Genomic DNA, 21,188 nt, shown 5'->3' with positions numbered 1-21,188 from the left:
GCGAAAAACATAGGCAAAGTGAGTTTGAATTGCAGCAGCTTGTACCAACTCTATAAAGTAGACACTAAAAAAGTCACTCGTTTTTCTCCTTATTGCCAACCTTCATCAAGGCAAGTCCGATGACAATCCAGACCATTTCGCGCACGCGGGTAATCAATGCAGCATAGACTCCGTAAGCGCCGGAGAGGGAAAGACCGCCTACAGCGAGGGCGAATCCGCCTTCACGTCCGCCTAGCTGCATCGGCAGGAAGAATAAAAGGTTGGCGAGTAAAGAGGAGAAAGCAGCAATCAGGCAGCAGTCGGCAAAGCTGACGTTGGTTGTCAGTACATTCAGTATCAGCCATATTTCAAGGCAGCTAACGACACGGGCTGTATATTCGAGAAAGAGGGCTGCGTAAAAGGTACGTTTCTTTTGCTGGTGGAGAAGGGCGATTTGTGTATCTATATTTTCAAGTTTTTCCCGGTGAGTTTCGGCAAAACGGAGCACTTTCTTTTTCAAGAAAGGGATATGGCTGCCCATGCGGACACAGGCTATTGCCATTCCGTGACGATAACCTTTTATGAAAAGAATGGTAATCAGCAGGCAGAATAGGGTGATAGCTGCTAAGATAATGCCCATCACCCACCCTACCGGATATAGGCAGACGTAGAGCAGCACAGAACTTAGCCAAAAGCAAAAGTGGGAAAAGATATGCATCATCACATAGAGAATCACGGAAGATGTGGCTCTCTCTATGCCGATGTAAGGTTTCAGCTCCATGATACGATACGGCTCACCGCCCATCAATCCGACGGGGGTCACATAATTGAGCGCAAAACCTGTAACGGTAAATTTGTAGAGCCGGGCAAATGAGAAACCGGTCTTGCCGCCACTACGGATGATGATATACCACGAGGTGGTATTAATAAGGTAGACGAATAGCCATAGTAGTAAAATCAAGGGCAAATATATTCCCGCACGCTTCAAGTTCGCCCAAAGTTCCTGATAATCCATGTCAAAAGTGAATATCATTATCAGGACGGCGATGATGCCGAAGGCGAGGAATATATTACGGTATTTGCTCTTCACTATTTCGCTACCTATATATCTACTTTATATATGTATAGTATCTGTCGAAGAATCTTCGGAATGCCGGGATTTTCATCAATACATATTCGAATATCAGCCAGCCTGCCAATGCGCAAGAGATGCCGAGCAATACGTCGATAATATAGTGATGGCAGGAATAAACGGCTGTTCCCCAGATGCCTGCCATAATGATAGAGAAAAGGGTAATGACATACCATCTGCATTTGCCGATGATGGCATATACCAGGGCTACGACCATATAGGCCGCATGCAATGAAGGTACCGCGGCAAAGACATTCGCATTGCGCCCGTAGATAGAATCGAAGATTGATACTCCGAAGAAAGCATCGAAGCGTCCCAAGCCCGCTACATTGCCCGGAGTGTTCAGTATCGGTTCGAAACCGTAGTTGATAGCGTACCAGGGGGGAGCGGCAGGGTGGATATAATAACCGGCGAAGCCGATTAAGTTGACGAAAAGGAATACCATGGCAAAGCGAAGGTACGTTTTTCTCTCCTTCTTGAAGTACAGGCAAAGGCCGAACAAGATGGGGACGGGAACCCAGCAGAGGTAGAAGATTCCGGCAAAGACGTCGGCTATCGCCCAGTTGTGCGCGGCAAAGTATTCGCAGGGAGTGACGAGGATACCGTTGTCCATTACGCCGAAGAGAGATTTCTCCAGGTTGTAGAGCCCTGCCACGTCAATCGGGTTCACTTCGTAGTTGGGGCAGATACGCATCCAGTCATATGAGATTCCGAAAATAGCGAAAGGCAACAGGGCTACTGCCAGTTTGCGGGTAGGAAGTCCGGCAAAGAATAAGACCAGGTAGAGCATCGCCATCAGCAAGTGCTCGGAACGAAGTCCGATGAAAATGCTCGTCAATAAAAGAAAGAGGGCCATGATGACCAAGACGGTAAGGGCTTCTCTCTTCGATGGCTTTTGAATGTTCTTTATCATTATAAGATTGCGTTTATGTGCCAATCAGAAAATATGCCGGTCTTTTCCTGACTGGCGTACCAACTTATCGGCATATTGAATAATTATTCTTTCATTGCTTTGTAGCAATGTCTCACACGCGCAAAGGCAGTGATATTGGCTAATACAGCAACTAAAGTCAGAGGAACGATTAATATCAGAATCGGTTCGAAAGCGGTGATGTCTTTGAATACGCCACAAAATAAAGCACCGAGACTGGTCAGCACCACGCGTTCGGGGCGTTGCATGAATCCTACCTTACATTCTATCCCCAAACCCTCGGCACGTGCACGGACGTAACTTACCATCAATGAACCGATAAGCGCCACGAAAGCGATAAGCGCATAAAGGAAATAATCTTTCATTGAGAGGTAGTAGCAGATACCGAAGAAAGTCATCAGTTCGCTGTAACGGTCAAGCACAGAGTCGTAAAGCGCGCCAAATTTGGAACTCATGTTACCCAGGCGGGCTACACGTCCGTCCATCATATCGAACAGTCCGGCAAACAGAATCACACCGCCCGCCCATCCGATGATGGCAAGGTCGTTTTCTCCACCATAGATTCCGGCATAAACGAACATGCCCGCCGCTACCACATTCAGGATAAATCCGGTAGTGGTGATGAAGTTAGGAGTGATTCCTATTTTAATCATCCCGTGTATCAAAGGATTGATAATCTTATAAATCAGTTGTTGTAAATAATCTCTGTAATTCATGTGTCTAAATCTGTTTATATCTAAATCTTCTGTTTATTTCAAGTTCTTCAATTTCTTCAGTCTCTTCTTCCGAACAAGCTCCTTATATCTATATTCCGGTAAACAAAGAGACGCTGCATATTATAATTCCAGAACAGCGCGACGATTACCGCCACTACCACCTTGGGTATAATGAAAAAATCACCGAAATAGAGACTGAGCGTATCCCGCACCCAGGGAATCTTCGCCAAAGACTCCGTCAGCGCATATGTCCCCCATGTGTTCAGCCAAACGCTGCAAAGCCACACAATGACAAACTTGGCAGCTACATTCGTTTTTTTGCCTTTCGACTTAAATGTCCATTTATAATTAATGATGCAATTGACAATTCCCCCGTAGATGGCACCCGCCAAGGTAGCATATACATAGTAGACATCGAACAGCCTTACCAAAAGAATCGTTACAAGAAAGTCTGCAATGGTTGCCATCTGAGCAGAAAGCTGCGCCCTCAAGAACATGAAGAAACCGCCTTTCTGGGAAATCATCCGCGCAATCTTTTTCAGCCAATCACCCATCTCGCTCCCACTAACAAAATAAAACTATACACTCCCGCCAAAATATCGTCCATCATAACCCCTACTCCACCTTTCAGGCTCTCCATCTTGCGGACGCCCAGCGGTTTGGCAATATCAAATGCACGGAACAGGACAAAAGCCGCGATGACGTACCAAAACCAATTCTCATCATTCGGTACAGCCAGCAGCGGTATCCACACTCCCACCATCTCGTCTACTACCACGCGCGAAGGGTCTTCCCCCCAATAAGGCTCCAACTTGTCCGCAGCCCAGATGCCGGCGAATGTAAATACAATCACCAAAACGGCGGTAATCCATAAAACGGTAGTAAAGGGAAACAGGAAATAAAGTGCAATCCAAATGATAGAAGCCAACAACGCCCCAGCCGTGCCGGGAGCAAAAGGAGAAAAACCGGAGCCAAAGCCCGTGCCTATAAAAACAGGTAGAAAGGAAGGTCGTTTCATTATTTGCAATAGAGTGTATAAGAATAACAAAACTTTCCCCTTGCTGAAGAAGGGGAAAGTTTATATATTTTTCAGGAACATCTTCCCGAATTAAGCCAAATAATCAGGTTCTTTTTCACCGATCATGTTACGCAATGTCTGTTTTACCATTCTCCATTGAGTGAACAAATCGTGTTCCGGCTGGTGCTCGAAATCGTGCATCGGGCTCTTGCAGAAGAATGACAGCCAGGTCTGGATGCCACACATACCTGCACGCATTGCCAAGTCACTGAACAATACGAGGTCGAGTGCGATAGGAGCGGCAAGGATAGAGTCGCGGCAAAGGAAGTTCACCTTGATTTCCATCGGGTAACCCATCCATCCGAAGATGTCGATATTGTCCCATGCCTCTTTGTTGTCCTTGCGGGGCGGATAGTAGTTGATACGTACTTTATGGTAAACGTCTCCGTAGAGATCAGGATATTTTTCGGGTTCGAAGATAGTGTCGATAACAGACAGCTTGCTGACTTCTTTTGTCTTGAAGTTGTCCGGATCGTCGAGCACTTCACCGTCACGGTTGCCGAGGATATTGGTAGAGAACCAGCCGTTCACACCCAGCATACGGGTTTTGAACATCGGAGCCAATACGGTTTTCATCAGTGTCTGACCGCTCTTGAAGTCCTTGCCTGAGATAGGCACTTGTTTTTGCTTGGAAAATTCCCACATGGCAGGAGTATCTACGCACAAGTTAGGAGCACCCATTACGAACGGAGCATCTTCTGCGATAGCGGCATATGCATAACACATACTCGGAGAAATCACTTCGGTATTGTTTTCCTTCATTGCTTTTTCCAAAGCAGCGAGTGACATGTGCTCGTCAGACAATGGAATGTAGATTTCAGTACTTGCAGCCCAAAGCACAACGACGCGTTCGCAGTTGTTGGCAGCCTTGAAGTCGCGGATATCCTGGCGAAGTTGTTCCACCATTTCCCAGCGGGTAGCAGCTTTCTTGATATGTGTTCCGTTCAGACGTTTTGCCCAGTTGTGGTCGAAAGCAGCCGGCATCGGTTTGATGGCTTCCAATTCGTCTTTCACTCCGTTCAGGTCTTTTTCTTTCAAGACCTCAGCGTACATAGCAGCTTCGTATGCGTTGTCCGGGAAAATGTCCCATCCGCCGAAAACAATGTCGTTCAAATCCGTCAAAGGCACAACGTCCTTGATGAGTTTTTCTTCGTTGTTTTCCATGCGCATTGTGGCTAACTGGGTAATAGATCCTATCGGTTTTGCCAGTCCCTTGCGAGAGGCTAGTGTACCTACAATCATTGTGGTGGCAACCGCACCACCGACTCCAACTACCAACACACCGAGGCGTCCGGTAGCGGGTTTAATTTCTTGTTTCATTTCTATTCTATTAAAATTAAACTAAAATTGATGCAAAAATAAGATTAATTAATTACTAATACAGTCTTTATTTGTCATATAAACATTGCAATTAGCAGGATTTAACTTTTAAAAGGTCATGTGGAGACTTATTCTCAAACCGGACTTGTCGATTCCCGGAGAATCGCGGTAAGTAAGCCGCCACACGTATTCCAAACGTAATACCTTAAAAATGTTTTCAATACCTACCCCGGCTTCTACGTAAGGCGTTTTTCCCATTGTACGGGTATCCGCAATCGGAAAAGCGAACAAATCATCACTGAAAGCGGGATTGTTCTTGTCGCTCAAATGTCCGTACAGCCCACGACAGGAAACTATTTCACGCCATTTCAGTTTTCTCAACAACGGCACGCGGTCGAACAACCACCCGTTGAGGAAATAGGTAACATCCCATGAAAAGTACTCATCGTTCATAAACCCCATTGTGTTCATCAATGAGTAAGATTCCACCGGATGGTATAGGAAAGGTTGGCATTGACGGGAAAGATACGGGTATTTAAACTCCCCCAAAAGGTCTGTTTGGCGGAGGAACTGTTCTTATTTGACACTATTAAGGAAAAACAATCCGGAATCGGGTCAATCCGTCGGCATAAGTCCGCAAGGAGAAGGTGCATCCATGGCGCATCAGTACTTCGCGGATAAAAATAAGGCCGATGCCCTGACCGTTCGGTTTGGTGGAAAAGAATGGGCTGAACAGTTTTGCTTCCGTTTCCTTGCTGATCCCTTTGCCGTTGTCTGTGATTTCGATAGTGGCGGGAGACTGGGTACGGATGATGATTTCGCCGTCTGCTTCGATGCTTTCGGCGGCGTTCTTGATGATGTTCACGAGTACTCGCTCAAAGAGGGCGGCGTCCAGCATGACATCTTTCAGGTCTTCGTCTATTTTCAGACGAAGCTTGATACGGCGGTCGTTACACATTCCTTCCATGAAGCGTTTGCAGGTAAAAGCCAGGTCGTTCAGGTTGACAGGCGAGACGGTGGGTTCGGGTATCTTCACAACGTCGGCAAAGCGGGTGATGAAACGGCTCATGGAGAAGCAGCGTTCGGTGCATACACGCATCACGTCGCAGATGTCGTCCATGCCTTCTTCGGTGGAAAGGGCTTGTTCTACGGTGTCCAGCGTGGAAGTGATGCCGGCAGTCGTGTTGTTCACTTCATGGGCTATCATGCGGATTACCTTCTCGTAGGCTTTCTTTTCGGCTTTCATCACTTCGTCCGTCAGGCTTTCTACGAGGAAGAAAGGGTGTTGGAATCCATGGTCGATAAAGGAAGAGTGAGTGCAACGGTAGATATTGGAGTCGTTCAGGCGGACGGTGGTTGTCGCGCCTTTCGGAACGTTGGCAAGTTCCATGGCTAGCGGGGAGTCTATCTCGTTCATCTTCTTGCCTTGCACGTCTTCCGGGCGGACACCCAGCATTTTCAATGCCATCGGGTTGAGTTGCGAGAGGTCGTCGTCAAGGGTGGTGATAATGACGCCCATCGGGGAAGCATTAATCAGTAAGTCGAGGAAATGATTCTGTTCGCGCAGGCGGAGACGTTCGTTCTTGAGTTGCTCCATCATGCGGTTGAAGACATTCACGACACGGTCGGCTTCGTATTGTCCCACCGGGCTCAGGCGGCTGCTGAAATCCTGCTCACGCAGCAAGTCCATGCCGCTTTCGATGGTATTTAAAGGTTTTATGAGCTTCCGATAGAAGAATGCCAGATAAATGAGGATGAAGAGTACCAGTCCCTCACCTATGTAGAAGAAGAGCGTGTTCTGTTGGCTGGAAAGGAACAGCAATATGCCGCCCAGTGCCAGCAACAAGAAGACGAGGATGAAAAATAGTCCTTTTATACGCACGCTTATCTGTGGTTAATGGTTAATCCTATACAGTAATATTATATTTTTCGAGACGACGGTAGAGTGCGGCACGGCTGATGCCTAATGCCGTAGCTACCTGGCTCAAATTTCCTTTGTAACGTTCCAACGCCTGAAGAATGGTCTGGCGTTCTATCTCGTCCAATGTCATACCTGCCAGAGATGTGCTTTCGGCTGCTTTTGCGTCGTCGTGGCGAATGTACTGGGCGTCGAAATCGGAAGCGTCGAGAAGCGGTTTGCCGCTTACCAGTATGGTTCGTTCTACCAGATTCTTGAGTTCACGGATATTTCCGGGGAAAGGCAAACGGCTCAGGAATTGCATGGCGTCGGCGGAGAAGTCGGTGTGAGGCAGTCCGTTGGCTGCGGCTTGGCGGTCGGCAAAGTGACGTGCCAGCAGCGGGATATCTTCACGACGTTCACGCAAGGCGGGCAGTTTTACTGTTATCAGGTTAATGCGGTAGAACAGGTCTTCGCGGAAAGAACGTTCGCCCACCATCTTATGCAGGTCGGCGTTGGTGGCGGAGACTACACGGATGTCGGTCTTGCGGGGGCGACTGTCGCCGAGCACCTCAAAGGTCTGGTCTTGCAATACACGCAGCAGTTTCACCTGGCAGGAAGGGTCGAGGTCACCGATTTCATCCAGGAAGATGGTGCCTTTGTCCGCCATCTCGAAACGTCCGATACGGTCAGCGGAAGCATCGGTGAAAGCTCCTTTCTTGTGACCGAACATTTCGCTCTCGAACAGGCTTTGAGAGATACCGCCCAGATTGACTTTCACAAACGGGTGCTTAGCACGCTGGCTGTTGATATGAATGGCTTCGGCTATGAGTTCCTTACCTGTGCCGCTCTCACCCGTGATTAGTACGGAAGCGTTGGTCTTTGCGATGCGGGCGATAGTGTTCAGTACGTCCGTCAATCCCTGGCTACGCCCGATGATGTGGCTGCGGTCGAAGGAGTCGCTTTGTTCCTGCGTAGCTTCTTTGGAAGTCGCCGAGAGTTCCAGAGCGGTTTCGATGCGTTGCAACAGGGCGGCGTTGTTCCAGGGTTTTGTGATGAAGTCGAAGGCGCCTGCCTGCATTCCCTGCACGGCAAGTTGGATGCTTCCCCAGGCGGTCATCAATATCACCGGGGTTTCGGGGCGGAATATCTTTACTTGTTTGAGTAGCGTCAATCCTTCTTCGCCTGTCGTGGAAAGGGTGAAATTCATATCCATCAGGATTAAATCGGGAGTTACGGAACGCACCACGTCCATGGCTTCCCGGGGAGAGGGAACTGCCTGCGCTTCATATCCCGCCCGTTTCAGCATAAAGTTGAGTGAAGAGCGCACTACACTGTCATCGTCAATTATCAGAATCATGATTCATGTTCTTTATTTATCAAAGGAAGCATTCTTGTGTTTTACAATACTGCAAATCTACAAAAAATAACCAACCATCTTCATGCTTTTCACTTTTTATTGCCGGATGATTTCATCAAAATCAGCTTCCAGTTCAGTGTTGGTACGGAAATCCCAAAGCGTCAGGCTGCGGATTTGGTAGAAATAATACCAATAATAATAAAGTTCGGAAATATGTTTTTGTCTCGCCTGGTCCTTGGAGTTCTGCGCATCGTTCAGGTCGAGGGTGTTAATCTTGCCTATCAGGAAGGTTTCGATACTGGTCTTGTAGCGTTGCCGGGCGATGGCGTCGGCTTCTTTGGCGATAGTCAACTGTTGCGCCTGGTTATTAAAATGTTCTACCAGCAGGAAAATATCCTGATTGAAGTTTATCTGTTCCTGGCGAATCTTTGAAAGCACCACGTCACGGTTGCTCTTGGCTACACGAACTTTGCCGCGGCGTTTTCCCCAATCCAGGATAGGTATTTTGACGCCTACCTGCACTATCTGGTTATCTTGCAGGTTTTTATAGACGGTGGGGAAGTTACGGTTTTCTCCGGTATATCCTATGCTGGCAAAGAGGTCGACGCTACGCAGGTTGCCGCGTGCCGTAGCCACTTCATAGTCGGCTTCCAATTGGCGGCGACGGATATTCTGCGCGAATGAGTTACGTTCGAGCGCTTTGTTCAATACCCTATTATATTCCATCTTTGAACCGTCTACGGCTTCGGGAATGACGGGGCGGAGTATCTCATCCTCTCCTACCCCCAGGAAAGCACGGAGCTGGAACATCTTGGCATTAAGGTCGCTCTCCGCTTCCGTCAAAGCAGCTTTCGCGTTCAGGGCGGAAAGCTTGAGTTGCAGGAGTTCGTTTTCGGAAATCTGCCCCATCTTCCGTTTGGCAAGGGCTACTTCGTAGAGGTGGTCGGCATTCTTCCGGTTCTGTTGGGCGGTGCTCAGGTTCTCGCGTGCCAGCAGGAGATTGAAGTAATAGGTGATGGCGCGCATCGTCACTTCTTCGGTAGCGGTGATGAAAGCGGCTTTCGCTTCGGCATAACGCACCGGTTCGATGCGCCTGTCCCACTTGATGTTGTTCACTCCGAAGATGGGTTGGGTAAGTTTCAGGGTGACGGGGACGGACATGAACTGGCGGTCGCCGTCGGAACCGAGCTGCTTCATATAGTCGAGAGAGGAAGTCAGGGAGAGTTTACCACCCGTCAGCCAGATGTTCTGGTCGATGGAAAGTTCACCGGAAAGCCCCAGCGCACTGTTGCGGACGAAGCTGTAGGAACCGTTGGAGTTCTGGTAGGAGCTGTATGACTTGTTGTAATTGGGCAAAGTGCCGGTAAGGTTGACTTCCGGCAGAAGGTCGGCACGGAAGGTACGGTATTCCCAATAGGCGGTTTTCAGTTCATTCAGGGCAACAGCCGCATCGACGGATTGCGAACGTGCCATTGCGATGACTTCATTTAAGGTTATCTCCCTTTCTGTCTGTCCTTCTTTCTGTGCCGACAATGCCAATGGAAGGCAAGCTGCGGCAAGGGCTACTAATATACTTTTCTTTTTCATTATGCACAGTATTTTCCACTAAAGGAGAATCAAACGATGTGCCAAAAGAATAAGCTATTTATTTTCAATCGGTTATAAAATAAATATAGTGTTCATTTTCGAACACTATACGCAAAAACGGACGTTCGGGTTTATTCGCAATAGTTGGGAAGACGCACTGTGAAGCGGGTACCTTTACCCACTTCGGAAGTCACGGAGATAGAGCCTTTCAAGCGTTCGATAATAGTCTGGCAGATACTCAATCCCAGTCCTGCACCTTGTGTAAAGTTATCGACTTTATAGAACCGTTCGAAGATATGCCGGATACCTTCTTCCGAGATGCCGACTCCGGTATCTTCGACAAAGATACGGGTATATCCGGGTTCTTCGTCTTCTTCGTAGCCGAAGGTGATAAATCCGCTGCTCGTAAATTTAGCAGCGTTATTAATCAGGTTATTGACTACCTGCTGCAGGCGGACATTATCCGTTTTCAGATATTTCTTGTCGCTTTCGGGCATACGCAATACCAGTTCTACGCCCGATGGCATATTCAGCCGTTGCGAATCGTGGACGGTCTTTAAAAGTAAAGGCAGGTTGTGCTCTGCAAACACAAATTCCATCGTTCCGGACTCGATACGGGACAGGTCAAGAATATCGTTAATCAATGCCAGCAGCAAACCGCAGTTCTTATTAATAGTCGCGATAAACTGGGAGACTTCTTCTTCCGTGAAACTGCTTGTGTCACTCAATAAATCGGAGAAGCCTACGATGGCATTCAACGGGGTGCGAATCTCGTGGCTCATATTGGCCAGGAAAGCGGATTTCAACTTGTCTGCCTGAAGAGCTTTGTCGCGCGCTTCCCGCATTTCCTGTTCGGCCGTCTTATACCGCTGGATGCTTTGGCATACCCCCAATATGCTGTACAGTGAATCCTGCGTCAGACCACTGATAGCGGAAGAACGGTATTCCCACCACTCATATTCGCCATTCGCATTAAGCTGGCGGAAACTCAGACGAGGATTACTGTTGCCCCCTGCCAATGCTTTATCAAACTGCGGAATGATTTCCTTCAAATCATCCGGATGGATAGTACGGTTCATCTCCTCACGAGTGATAGTAGTGACTGATTCGTCATATCCCATCCGTACAAGGAAACCTTGCGGGAAAATAAAACAATTGGCTTTCATATCAAACTGCCAGGGGTATATGGAACTCCCGTCCAATGCCATATCAAAGAAACGCTTCTGCATTTCTTCATCCGAGATATTACGCGCAGAAAGAGCCATACCCGTAATGCCCACTTTCGAATGAATCGGGACTATCTCACCGGATACCGGGAAGTAATTATCACCGTGCACCTCTTTCATAAAAGAACCTTGGGGTATCTGCACGCTTTCTCCCGTACGGGCTACCCGTTTCAACATTTCATGAAGAATGTCCTGCCCTTCATTATAAATATTGAAAATACTGCCTGCCATCATGCCTTCATAAAAACGTCCGCCCGATTCGTACGGCAGATGGAGCATTCTCAATAAAGAACGGTTCGTGAAATGGATATGCAAGTCAGTATCATACGTTATCACGCCATCACGGATGGAGTGGAAGACATTATCAAATTCATTGCGCTGTTCTACCAGTTTGTTCTGTACCAGCAGGCGGGTCTGTGCTTGCACACGTCGTTTGGATTCGCGACGGTTGGCACGCATCAACCATACGACAGATGCTATCAGCAAGGCCAGGATGGACGGATAAAGAAGGATAAAGAGGAATTTGTATTTCTCCCAATAGGGTTCGTTGACAATGGTTCCGCCGATGGCAGTCGCTTTATCAGGATTGACGTGGAAAAATTCCAGTTGCTTGTAGTCGTATATAAATCCCTGTGGGGCTTCCGTTACTCCGATATGCAGGGGGGATGTGCCCTTCAATACCTGTGAAGCTCTTTGACCTGCCAGTAACGCAGAAGCATAGGCATCACTGTCATAGGCGCAAAACACCCCGTTGGTCAACCCTACATTCTGGCTTGAAAAGACCGGAGCTTTGGAGTTCTTGCCTACGAACGAGAGGAAAGGAGACCATTTGGGAACTATCACAATACGACCGTAGCTATTGCGCGGATAACAAATCGCAGCAATAATGTGACTGGTGGTATAATTCTGAGTATTATAGACTTTCATCTCATAATCAGGGTTGTCTTGTTGGAAAGTTTTCCACTCTTCTTCAAAGTCGTCACGACCTTTATTACTCAGAAAGCTATTGTCTATCACGCAAATAACTTCTTTCCGCCGGGGAAATATCTTTTGCGCATGACGCAAGATGACATCAAAATCGGGGTTTGCCGTGAATCCGCAGACATTGGGATGGGTAGCAAGCAACCTGTTGTCAGGATACTTGATGCCGAAAAAGACAACCGGAATCTGCAAAGGCAACGAGTCCCCGCATGCGAAAAGCGTATAGAAAGCCTCATCACTCGCCGTTACAATCAAATCCGTCCGACGCTCACGGGCACGCTCACAGAAACGTCGCATGATTACTTTCTCTGAATTAAATGCCCAAAAATCAGCATCCAGATATTCTGTCGTAATATTCACCTTCACCCCACTCTCTCTGAATCCTTTCACCAAACCTTGATTAAGGTCACTGTGCCAAGGAGTCTGGGAAGTATAAGACTGGATAAAGAGTATATTGAATGTACTTTCCGAAGCTGCCGCCCGGACGAGGACAGCTAAAAAGAGAACTACAAACAAGCAGTAATATCGTCTATTCATAAGCAAAAACCTGCATAGTTTTCAGTATTATGCGCACAAAGATAAGTTATTATATTGAAAACAATGCAAATAGCCTTGAATTTTTATTCCTTCCGCAATGCTTCTGCCGGCTGTCTACGGATTGCCTGGCGGACTGGAAAACAAGCATCGGACAATATCATCAAATCCATCAGGAAATAAGTGATACCGAATGTGATAAGAAAACGGATAATTCCCCAATCATAACTTCCTGTATCCGATTTATTTAATCTTCAGTTTATTCTTGTTCTTATATGCACTCATATCATTGACAACCACCTTATCACCCGGCTGCAAACCGTCTGTCACTTCTACATATTCAAAATTGGAATCTCCTAACTGTACTTTACGCTTGACCATCTCTTTCTCGGATGTACAGACAAAAAGTTCGTATTCACCACGTCCCACATAATAAGAGCCATTAGAAATGCGCATCACGTCTTCCTTCACAGCATTCATCACATAGACATCTGTCTTCAATCCCGAACGCAAACGACGGTGATTGTCTTCTGTCAACTGAACAGTGAAGGAGATAACTCCATTCTTGGAAAGCGGTGTCACACTGCTCACGGTTCCTTCCAGTTTGTCACTGCCTATCTTCACAACTGCTTTTCCGCCTGCCGACACGCGGTCACCATACGTATCGGCAATCTCACCTTCTACTTTGAAGTGACTCAAATCAGAGATAACAGCCACCTGCTCGCCTTGCGAAATCTGCGCGCCAATCTGGTTATTAATATAGGTAAGAATGGCTTTGCGGGGAGAGCGTATTTGTGCATCTTCAAAGGTACGCTTCATCTCCGCCAGACTCTTGCGGAAGATATTGAAGTCTAGTTCCTGCACTTTCAGTTCGGCGGCAGCCACTTCCTGTTCATTCTTATATTGCTGTCGGAGTTGTTCGTATTCGAGCTGCGCAACATTATAACTTAGTTCCGCCTGACGGACTTTATCCGTCGTTCCCGCTCCAAGACTGTCCAGATAGTGTTCATTCCTCAGTTCCACTTTCATCCGGCTCAGTTTCATGGCGGAAACTTTAATCTGCATTGCCATATCGGAAAGTTTGGTCTGGCTGTTGACACGGAGCTGGTCGAGCTTATACTGACGCATTTTCTCTTCGTCCAGAAGTTTCTGATACTGTGTTTCCGTACTTTGAAGGTCAAGTTTCAGAATCGGAGTGCCTACGTCCACACTATCGCCCCCCTTTTTGTAGATTTCGAGGATACGGGAATTGATAGGAGAATTGATAATCTCTTCAAATGCGGGGACTACCCTTCCCGAAGCGCTGACACTTACCTCGACCACTCCTTTATCGACCGTAGAAAGAGCCAGCTCTTTCTTCTCCACCCCTGTCCTCAATACAGATATAAGCACACTAATGACAATAATCCCTGCCACCCCTATGGATGAATAACGAATTATCTTTTTATTACGTTCCTTCTTACGCACCTCTTTGGGAATTTCTCTGTCCATATCTTATCGTTTACGATTTTATCATGCATTAATCCGATATTTCATATACCAAATCTGTGCCAGAATCGTAAATCACTGAATAAGAGCCCATAGACAAAAAGAAAGGGTGTCCGAAATCGAACACCCTGTACGGATTTACCGTTCAGAACCAGTTGATATCATTGTTACAGTTTCTTTTCCTGTTGAGGAGTTTCCTTCTTTTGTATCAAGTCTTGCCCCAAGTGGGTAGTCGCCTCAACCGCCTCCCTGTCACGGATTTCTTTTGCCTTACGGGCATAGACAATCATACGCATGGACTGGTCGTAAGTGAAATAATTCCATATCCAGTTGAGAAGAACTACTACCTTATTACGTACTCCAAGAATAGAACGCAAATGAACGACCAGCCACATTACCCAAGCAAACCACCCTTGCATCTTCACCTTACTAAATTCCGCAACGGCACGGTTACGTCCCACTGTTGCCATCGAACCCAGATTACGATAATGGAAAGGCTTCATCTCCTGTCCTTTTTCAAGGCGTATCAAGTTTTTCGCCAGCAGTTCGCCTTGCTGGATAGCGACTTGTGCCAGTTGGGGATGCCCGTTCGGATAACTTTCGTCGGACAACTGGATACATTGATCGCCGATAGCAAACACATTATTCATTCCTTCCACACGGTTGAACGAATCGACCTTGATACGTCCGCCACGCCCTATCAACGAAGCATCCATATTTCCAATAGTCACTCCGGTGACACCACTCACCCATATAAAAGTACGCGTGGCAATCTCAGTACCATCCTCAAGTATGACTTTGTGGTCACGATAATCGGTCACACGCTTGTTCAGCAGTATATTCACACCCATTTCACGGAGAAACTTCTCCACATGGGCTGAAGAGTCTTCCGACATTCCGGCCAGCAATCTCGGTCCTGCTTCAATCAGATAGATGTGCATCAGGCTACTGGGCATATCCGGATAATCATTCGGCAATACAAACCTCTTCATTTCAGAAAGTATTCCCGCCACTTCTATGCCGGTGGCACCACCGCCTACAATAACAATATTCAATAATTCCTGTTGTTCCTGTTTAGTGGAACAAGTAAGCGCACGTTCCAAATTCGCCAAAAGAGCATTCCGCAGTCCCATTGCTTCCGAAACGTTCTTCATCGGCATGGCTTCCTCCTCGATATGCTTGTTACCAAAGAAATTGGTAGTAGTGCCTGCCGCCAGAACCAGATAGTCGTATTCAACTTTCCCTATGGAAGTCTGGATTATATTCTTTTCCGGAAAAATGGCACGTACTTCCGCCATACGGAAATAGAAATCTTTCCGGTGCTGGAAGATTTTGCGGAAAGGGAAGGAAATAGAAGTAGGTTCCATACCCGCCGAAGCCACCTGATATATCAAAGGGGGAAACTGATGATAGTTGTTCTTATCTATCAATACGACTTGGAAGTCTGACTTTCTCAGCTTGTTAGCCAACTTCAGACCACCGAAACCACCGCCTACTATGACGACACGTTTCTTATCACTTTTTGCAATGTTCAGACTCATATTCCAATCATGTTTTATCTAAATAATAACACGCGGATGAGCCATTAAGTTTTTGCGGTATCCAACTTTTATCAAGAAGCGGCTTATCGCAGACGTAACCTGTCTCCCACCTCAGGGACATAGTCGCCGTCCTTGCGGTTCATCTTATACAAGTTCTTAAGGCGGATACCATATTTCTGAGAGATGCCGTGCATGGAATCACCGTCTCTCACAATATATACAGTATGAGGTTTGGACGCTTTCTTCTTTTTGGCTTTCAGGTAGATGACATCTCCTTCCATTAAGGTATATTCGCGATGCAAGTCGTTGTACTTCACGAGCTTTTTCCAGCTAATATCCAGTTCCTTGCCCAAGTCCTGGAAAGTGTCCCCACTACGGGCAACGACATAAGCTATGTCATTGGCAATGTAAATCTGATGCGGATTCATCAGCCAGGGATTCTTTCTCAGTTTACGTTCTGAATAGACACCCTTGCGGTCATATTTATACAAGTCGTAGTCTTCAATAATCGTAATCAGACGATTGGCATAGGAAGGATCGGTGGCATAACCTGCTTTTTTCAGTCCACGCGCCCAGCCTTTATAGTCGGTTATATCCAATTTGAAAAGAAAAGCATAACGGGCACCTCTTTTGAGAAAATCGGAATGGTCTTCGTAAGAGTCACGCGGATGTTTATAGGCACGGAAACATTCGTTGCGCGCGTCATCGTCGTGACGCACCGTACGTCCCCGCCAGCTACTGCCACATTTGATGCCGAAATGGTTGTTGCTCTTTCGTGCCAACTGGCTATATCCGGCACCGCTTTCCAGCAGTCCCTGCGCCAACGTGATACTGGCGGGAATCTTATGAAGTTTCATTTGTTCGACAGCCAAGTCACTATACTTATTTATATATTCGGTATAACGGGCATTCCGTTTCTGTGCTTGCACTCCTGCGGCAAAAAAGAATACGACAGTCAAAAAGACAAGCCTATGCAATTTATTCTCCATTTTCATTCGGATGAGGATTATAGGACACAAAAATCTGAAAAATAATTGGGATTATCAATCTCTTTCCTAACTTTGTAACATTAATTGTAGAAACAAATACCTCAACGCATATGAAAGACCTCATAATTACCGCAGTTATCAAAGTATATCAATATAATGAGTTGAATGAGGCCGACCAGGCACTTATGAAAACAGCCATGGATGCAACAGCACGCAGCTATGCTCCTTATTCTCATTTCTCGGTGGGTGCCGCCGCGCTATTAGGCAACGGAACCGTTGTGACAGGAACGAATCAGGAAAATGCCGCCTATCCGTCGGGACTTTGTGCAGAACGCACAACTCTGTTCTACGCCAATTCCCGGTATCCCGAACAGCCGGTCGTTACTCTTGCCATTGCCGCAAGAACGGAAAAGGATTTTATTGACAAGCCGATTCCCCCCTGCGGTGCTTGCCGTCAAGTGATTCTGGAAACGGAAAAACGATACGGACAGCCTATCCGTATCTTGCTTTACGGCAAGGAATGTATTTACGAAATAAAAAGTATAGGCGATTTACTGCCACTATCATTTGATGCATCAGCAATGGAGGACTAACTATGCTACAACAATATCACACAAAACTAAAAGGAACACTCGCGCTTACAGATTCTTATCTGACAGAGAAAGCATTGCAAAAAGAAAAAGGGCTATATAAGTTCATATGGGTACGCAACGGAAGCATCACGGTCGAGATAGACCATCAGGAGATGGTGCTTGCCAAAGATGAAGTAATTTCACTGACCCACCTGCAACATCTCGAATTTAAATCAATTGACGGAGAATACCTGACTTTGCTGTTCAACAGTAATTTCTACTGTATCTACGGAAACGACCATGAAGTATCATGCAGCGGTTTCCTCTTCAATGGTTCGTCCCATCTTATCCGTTTCACGCTGAACGAGACAGAGCGCATCGAACTGGATACCATCGCAGCAGCATTAGAAAACGAGTTCACCGTTTCCGACAGTTTGCAAGAAGAAATGCTGCGCATATTGCTGAAGCGGTTCATCATCCAGTGTACCCGGATTGCACGCCATCGCATGAATATTACCCGCGAAAAAGAATCCGGTTTCGAGATTGTACGCCAATACTATAACCTGGTTGACGAACATTACCGGACAAAGAAGCAGGTACAGGATTATGCCGATATGCTGCACAAATCACCCAAGACACTATCAAATATCTTTTCGACTTGCAAACTGCCCTCTCCGCTCCGCGTGATTCACGAACGGGTGGAAGCGGAAGCCAAACGTCTCTTGCTCTACAGTAACAAAAGCGCCAAGGAAATTGCTGATATTCTAGGATTCGAAGACCAGGCTTCCTTCAGCCGTTTCTTTAAAAATATGACCGGACAGAGTGCCGGACAGTTCAGAAATACGCAAGAAGGGAAGAATTGATAAGGGATACGGAAGTATTGCCATTTTGGGGGTATCGGAAAAGCACGACCTTTGCGGTGTAAGTTAAACCAATTAAAACCCTACAAAATGAGAGAGAAATTTATCGCTTTACTGACCTTCACTTCAAGTCTGAAAAGTTTCGGTATCAAGTTTATCCGAGTAGCTATCCTGGTGGTATTCGTATGGATAGGCGGATTGAAGTATTTCCATTATGAAGCCGACGGGATTGTTCCGTTTGTAGCCAACAGTCCGTTCATGAGTTTCTTCTATGCCAAAGGAGCTCCCGAATACAAGGAACACAAAAATGCGGAAGGCGCTTTTGTACCGGAAAATCGCGCATGGCATGAAGCAAACAATACATACACTTTCTCTTATGGACTGGGAGCTCTCATCATGAGTATAGGTATCCTGGTATTCCTGGGAATCTTCTCCTCGAAAGCAGGGCTGATAGGTGATACTCTGGCTATTATCATGACGCTCGGCACCCTCTCCTTCCTCGTCACAACTCCCGAAGTATGGGTTCCCAACCTGGGAGGCGAAGAGTTCGGCTTCCCGTTACTGTCCGGCGCGGGACGATTGGTGATTAAGGATATTGTTATACTAGCCAGCGCCGTAGTACTTCTGTCCGATTCGTCACAACGCGTACTCAAAACACTTAAAAAAGACTAATCATACTACTGTAGAGAGTTCTGACTTCTTTGGGCCACGGAACAAATCGTATTTCAGACTGTTATATAGTCTAATACAAATCGTTAAACAAAGAAGTTATGAAACAATATGATGCAATTATTATAGGGTTCGGCAAGGCAGGGAAAACTCTGGCTGCCGAACTTTCAAACCGAGGATGGCAGGTTGCCGTCATCGAACGCTCCGATATGATGTATGGGGGCTCTTGTCCGAACATTGCTTGTATCCCGACAAAAACCCTGATACATGAAGCGGAGATTTCTTCCCTGCTGTATTACGAAGATTTTCCGAAACAGGCAAACATGTATAAACAGGCTATTGCCCGCAAAAACCGCCTGACCTCTTTTCTCAGGGAGAGTAATTACAAAAAGTTAAGCCAACGCCCGAACGTGACTGTCTACACAGGAACAGCTTCTTTTATATCTGCCAATACCCTGAAAGTGGCACTCCCCGACGGGGATATAGAACTGCAAGGGAAAGAGATCTTCATCAATACCGGCTCTACTCCTATTATTCCGGCAATCGACGGACTCAAAGAAAGCCGGCATGTGTACACCAGCGCCACTCTTTTGGATATGAATGTCCTGCCCAAACATTTGATTATCGTTGGCGGCGGATATATCGGACTGGAATTTGCGTCGATGTATACCGGATTCGGCAGTAAAGTAACTATCCTCGAAAGTGGCGACCGATTCATGCCCCGCAACGACCAGGATATTGCCCAAAGCGTCAGAGAAGTGATGGAAAGGAAAGGAATAGAAATTCATCTCAATGCCCGTGCACAGTCCATCCATGATACCAATGACGGTGTGACGCTGACTTATTCGGACGTGTCCGACAGCACTCCTTACTTTGTGGACGGTGACGCTATCCTCATCGCCACGGGACGAAAACCTATGATTGAAGGCTTGAACCTGCAAGCGGCAGGAGTGGAAGTGGATGCACACGGAGCTATCGTGGTAAACGATCAGTTGCGTACCACTGTTCCTCATGTATGGGCAATGGGCGACGTGAAGGGCGGATCGCAATTTACTTATCTTTCACTGGATGACTTCCGGATTATCCGCGACCAACTCTTCGGAGATAAAAAACGGGACATCGGCGACCGTAATCCTGTTCAGTATGCAGTATTTATCGACCCGCCGCTGGCTCACATCGGTCTCACCGAAGAAGAAGCCCTGAAAAGAGGTTATTCTTTCAAGGTTTCCCGTTTACCGGCTACTTCCGTAGTCCGCTCGCGCACATTGCAACAGACGGACGGTATGCTGAAAGCTATTGTGAACAGTCACAGCGGAAAGATTATGGGATGCACGCTGTTTTGTGCCGATGCCCCGGAAATAATAAATATCGTAGCTTTGGCTATGAAGACAGGGCAAGAGACTACTTTTCTACGCGATTTTATCTTCACTCATCCCAGCATGAGCGAAGGATTGAATCAATTATTTGATGTATAAAGACGTAGCAAAAGGGAAGAAAAGGATAAAGGCTTTCAGCGATATCGTTGAAAGCCTTCTTTCTGTATGGAAAGGTATAGCGTATGAGCCAATCAATTAGTAACAAACTTCATATAGCTTACCAGCAAACTTATTTTGGATTAGTACTAAACTTTTTATACACTAATCTCAAACTATAAACAAAGCTTTTGTTTTTATAAATGCAAGTTCCATTTTTATAAATGAAAGCTTTGTTTTTATAAATGCAAGTTTCATTTATAGTTTGTTATTAGTACAAAACAACTTTACTTCCTAATAACCGGAACTTTCTTATTAATGGAAAGCAACTTTTCTCTTAATGTTCTGTACATGATTTACGGCTAGTTTGAAAAGCTACAATAGTAGGAATAGAAGAATTACCAGCTTCGTGTAAGCCATAAAGTCTGCAAAACGAACAAATAGAATCTGTAAACCAAGCAAACAGAGGTTCTAAATTAAGCAAATAGAGCCTCTGAATTAAGTAAATAGAGGCTCTGATTTGAGTAAACAGAACTTCTAAAAAAACATTTCTGCCGAAACTGCATCGGATTTTACCGGAAAGTGTTATCTTTGCGGCCAAGTTAAACTATATACTTACTACAATGAGAATTTCCAAGTAAGACAACACTTCTAAGTAAACATCACTTTTCATTTATGCTTTTGACTTATCGTTAAGCATCACGAAATCCGTGTTGTTTAGCCAGTATTGTGTTTGTCGCCCCCTTCCCCGTGATTATCTTTCACTATTTCTTTCACTTCAAACCCAATAGACAACCATGCCTATAAGTATTCAACAAATCAGCTATATCCATCCGGATAAAGAAGTATTATTCAG

The 21,188-nt window shown here is 46.3% G+C and carries 17 protein-coding genes and 2 pseudogenes; 4 read left to right on the top strand and 15 right to left on the bottom strand.

The window, feature by feature from the left end:
- Nucleotides 1-73: 73 nt before the first annotated feature.
- From RDN93_RS16575 to RDN93_RS16505, 15 genes and pseudogenes are all read right to left on the bottom strand, one after another.
- Nucleotides 74-1,069, bottom strand: coding sequence for a lysylphosphatidylglycerol synthase transmembrane domain-containing protein (locus RDN93_RS16575; RefSeq protein ID WP_308746550.1), 996 nt, complete (start codon nt 1,067-1,069; stop codon nt 74-76).
- A 19-nt stretch (nt 1,070-1,088) separates the two neighbouring features.
- Complete coding sequence (locus RDN93_RS16570) at nt 1,089-2,024, bottom strand: phosphatase PAP2 family protein (protein ID WP_308746549.1); 936 nt, start codon at nt 2,022-2,024, stop codon at nt 1,089-1,091.
- Nucleotides 2,025-2,107: 83 nt separating this feature from the next.
- Complete coding sequence (locus RDN93_RS16565) at nt 2,108-2,758, bottom strand: CDP-alcohol phosphatidyltransferase family protein (protein ID WP_308746548.1); 651 nt, start codon at nt 2,756-2,758, stop codon at nt 2,108-2,110.
- Between the two features lie 56 nt (nt 2,759-2,814).
- Entirely contained in the window at nt 2,815-3,282 is a 468-nt protein-coding gene (locus RDN93_RS16560; protein WP_308746547.1) for a GtrA family protein, read from the bottom strand.
- 14 nt (nt 3,283-3,296) lie between these two features.
- On the bottom strand, nt 3,297-3,776 hold the full coding sequence (locus RDN93_RS16555) for a phosphatidylglycerophosphatase A (protein WP_167966379.1): 480 nt from the start codon (nt 3,774-3,776) through the stop codon (nt 3,297-3,299).
- Between the two features lie 90 nt (nt 3,777-3,866).
- Nucleotides 3,867-5,156 carry an inositol-3-phosphate synthase gene (locus RDN93_RS16550; RefSeq protein ID WP_308746546.1) on the bottom strand — a complete coding sequence of 430 codons (1,290 nt, stop codon included), beginning with the start codon at nt 5,154-5,156 and terminating at the stop codon, nt 3,867-3,869.
- A 108-nt stretch (nt 5,157-5,264) separates the two neighbouring features.
- Nucleotides 5,265-5,671 (bottom strand): annotated as a pseudogene (locus RDN93_RS16545) (carboxypeptidase-like regulatory domain-containing protein); the annotation flags it as partial.
- A gap of 74 nt (nt 5,672-5,745) precedes the next feature.
- The gene (locus RDN93_RS16540) at nt 5,746-7,038 is read right to left on the bottom strand and encodes an ATP-binding protein (protein WP_308746545.1); all 1,293 of its coding nucleotides are present in this window, start codon (nt 7,036-7,038) and stop codon (nt 5,746-5,748) included.
- Between the two features lie 25 nt (nt 7,039-7,063).
- Nucleotides 7,064-8,413, bottom strand: a complete 1,350-nt coding sequence (locus RDN93_RS16535) for a sigma-54 dependent transcriptional regulator (RefSeq protein ID WP_308746544.1) — start codon at nt 8,411-8,413, stop codon at nt 7,064-7,066.
- Nucleotides 8,414-8,509: 96 nt separating this feature from the next.
- Complete coding sequence (locus RDN93_RS16530) at nt 8,510-10,000, bottom strand: TolC family protein (RefSeq protein WP_308746543.1); 1,491 nt, start codon at nt 9,998-10,000, stop codon at nt 8,510-8,512.
- Between the two features lie 131 nt (nt 10,001-10,131).
- Complete coding sequence (locus RDN93_RS16525; RefSeq protein ID WP_308746542.1) at nt 10,132-12,744, bottom strand: ATP-binding protein; 2,613 nt, start codon at nt 12,742-12,744, stop codon at nt 10,132-10,134.
- An 83-nt stretch (nt 12,745-12,827) separates the two neighbouring features.
- Nucleotides 12,828-12,974, bottom strand: a pseudogene (locus RDN93_RS16520) (ABC transporter permease); the annotation flags it as partial.
- A gap of 10 nt (nt 12,975-12,984) precedes the next feature.
- Nucleotides 12,985-14,232 carry an efflux RND transporter periplasmic adaptor subunit gene (locus RDN93_RS16515; RefSeq protein ID WP_308746541.1) on the bottom strand — a complete coding sequence of 416 codons (1,248 nt, stop codon included), beginning with the start codon at nt 14,230-14,232 and terminating at the stop codon, nt 12,985-12,987.
- A 164-nt stretch (nt 14,233-14,396) separates the two neighbouring features.
- A complete protein-coding gene (locus tag RDN93_RS16510) occupies nt 14,397-15,770 on the bottom strand; it encodes an NAD(P)/FAD-dependent oxidoreductase (protein ID WP_308746540.1) in 1,374 nt (457 codons plus the stop codon).
- A gap of 83 nt (nt 15,771-15,853) precedes the next feature.
- On the bottom strand, nt 15,854-16,759 hold the full coding sequence (locus RDN93_RS16505; protein WP_308746554.1) for a glucosaminidase domain-containing protein: 906 nt from the start codon (nt 16,757-16,759) through the stop codon (nt 15,854-15,856).
- Between the two features lie 110 nt (nt 16,760-16,869).
- Here RDN93_RS16505 and cdd point away from each other — a divergent pair, with 110 nt between their 5' ends.
- From cdd to RDN93_RS16485, 4 genes are all read left to right on the top strand, one after another.
- On the top strand, nt 16,870-17,352 hold the full coding sequence (gene cdd / locus RDN93_RS16500) for a cytidine deaminase (protein WP_308746539.1): 483 nt from the start codon (nt 16,870-16,872) through the stop codon (nt 17,350-17,352).
- 2 nt (nt 17,353-17,354) lie between these two features.
- Nucleotides 17,355-18,194, top strand: coding sequence for a helix-turn-helix domain-containing protein (locus RDN93_RS16495; protein WP_308746538.1), 840 nt, complete (start codon nt 17,355-17,357; stop codon nt 18,192-18,194).
- An 87-nt stretch (nt 18,195-18,281) separates the two neighbouring features.
- A complete protein-coding gene (locus tag RDN93_RS16490) occupies nt 18,282-18,863 on the top strand; it encodes a DUF417 family protein (RefSeq protein ID WP_308746537.1) in 582 nt (193 codons plus the stop codon).
- Between the two features lie 98 nt (nt 18,864-18,961).
- Nucleotides 18,962-20,335: an FAD-dependent oxidoreductase gene (locus tag RDN93_RS16485; protein ID WP_308746536.1), complete on the top strand. Its 1,374-nt coding sequence runs from the start codon at nt 18,962-18,964 to the stop codon at nt 20,333-20,335.
- Nucleotides 20,336-21,188: the final 853 nt, after the last annotated feature.

This window comes from uncultured Bacteroides sp. (genome assembly GCF_902491285.1).
GTDB lineage: Bacteria > Bacteroidota > Bacteroidia > Bacteroidales > Bacteroidaceae > Bacteroides.
The sequence above is the reverse complement of the archived record's forward strand: the minus strand, read 5'-3'. Positions and strand labels throughout refer to the sequence as shown.

Excerpts from the sequence above, each read along its gene's own strand:
- RDN93_RS16570 (WP_308746549.1), bottom strand. The coding sequence starts at position 2,024 with ATGATAAAGAACATTCAAAAGCCATCGAAGAGAGAAGCCCTTACCGTC.
- RDN93_RS16565 (WP_308746548.1), bottom strand. The coding sequence starts at position 2,758 with ATGAATTACAGAGATTATTTACAACAACTGATTTATAAGATTATCAAT.
- RDN93_RS16560 (WP_308746547.1), bottom strand. The coding sequence starts at position 3,282 with ATGATTTCCCAGAAAGGCGGTTTCTTCATGTTCTTGAGGGCGCAGCTT.
- RDN93_RS16555 (WP_167966379.1), bottom strand. The coding sequence starts at position 3,776 with ATGAAACGACCTTCCTTTCTACCTGTTTTTATAGGCACGGGCTTTGGC.
- RDN93_RS16550 (WP_308746546.1), bottom strand. The coding sequence starts at position 5,156 with ATGAAACAAGAAATTAAACCCGCTACCGGACGCCTCGGTGTGTTGGTA.
- RDN93_RS16535 (WP_308746544.1), bottom strand. The coding sequence starts at position 8,413 with ATGATTCTGATAATTGACGATGACAGTGTAGTGCGCTCTTCACTCAAC.
- RDN93_RS16530 (WP_308746543.1), bottom strand. The coding sequence starts at position 10,000 with ATGAAAAAGAAAAGTATATTAGTAGCCCTTGCCGCAGCTTGCCTTCCA.
- RDN93_RS16525 (WP_308746542.1), bottom strand. The coding sequence starts at position 12,744 with ATGAATAGACGATATTACTGCTTGTTTGTAGTTCTCTTTTTAGCTGTC.
- RDN93_RS16515 (WP_308746541.1), bottom strand. The coding sequence starts at position 14,232 with ATGGACAGAGAAATTCCCAAAGAGGTGCGTAAGAAGGAACGTAATAAA.
- RDN93_RS16510 (WP_308746540.1), bottom strand. The coding sequence starts at position 15,770 with ATGAGTCTGAACATTGCAAAAAGTGATAAGAAACGTGTCGTCATAGTA.
- RDN93_RS16505 (WP_308746554.1), bottom strand. The coding sequence starts at position 16,759 with ATGGAGAATAAATTGCATAGGCTTGTCTTTTTGACTGTCGTATTCTTT.
- cdd (WP_308746539.1), top strand. The coding sequence starts at position 16,870 with ATGAAAGACCTCATAATTACCGCAGTTATCAAAGTATATCAATATAAT.
- RDN93_RS16495 (WP_308746538.1), top strand. The coding sequence starts at position 17,355 with ATGCTACAACAATATCACACAAAACTAAAAGGAACACTCGCGCTTACA.
- RDN93_RS16490 (WP_308746537.1), top strand. The coding sequence starts at position 18,282 with ATGAGAGAGAAATTTATCGCTTTACTGACCTTCACTTCAAGTCTGAAA.
- RDN93_RS16485 (WP_308746536.1), top strand. The coding sequence starts at position 18,962 with ATGAAACAATATGATGCAATTATTATAGGGTTCGGCAAGGCAGGGAAA.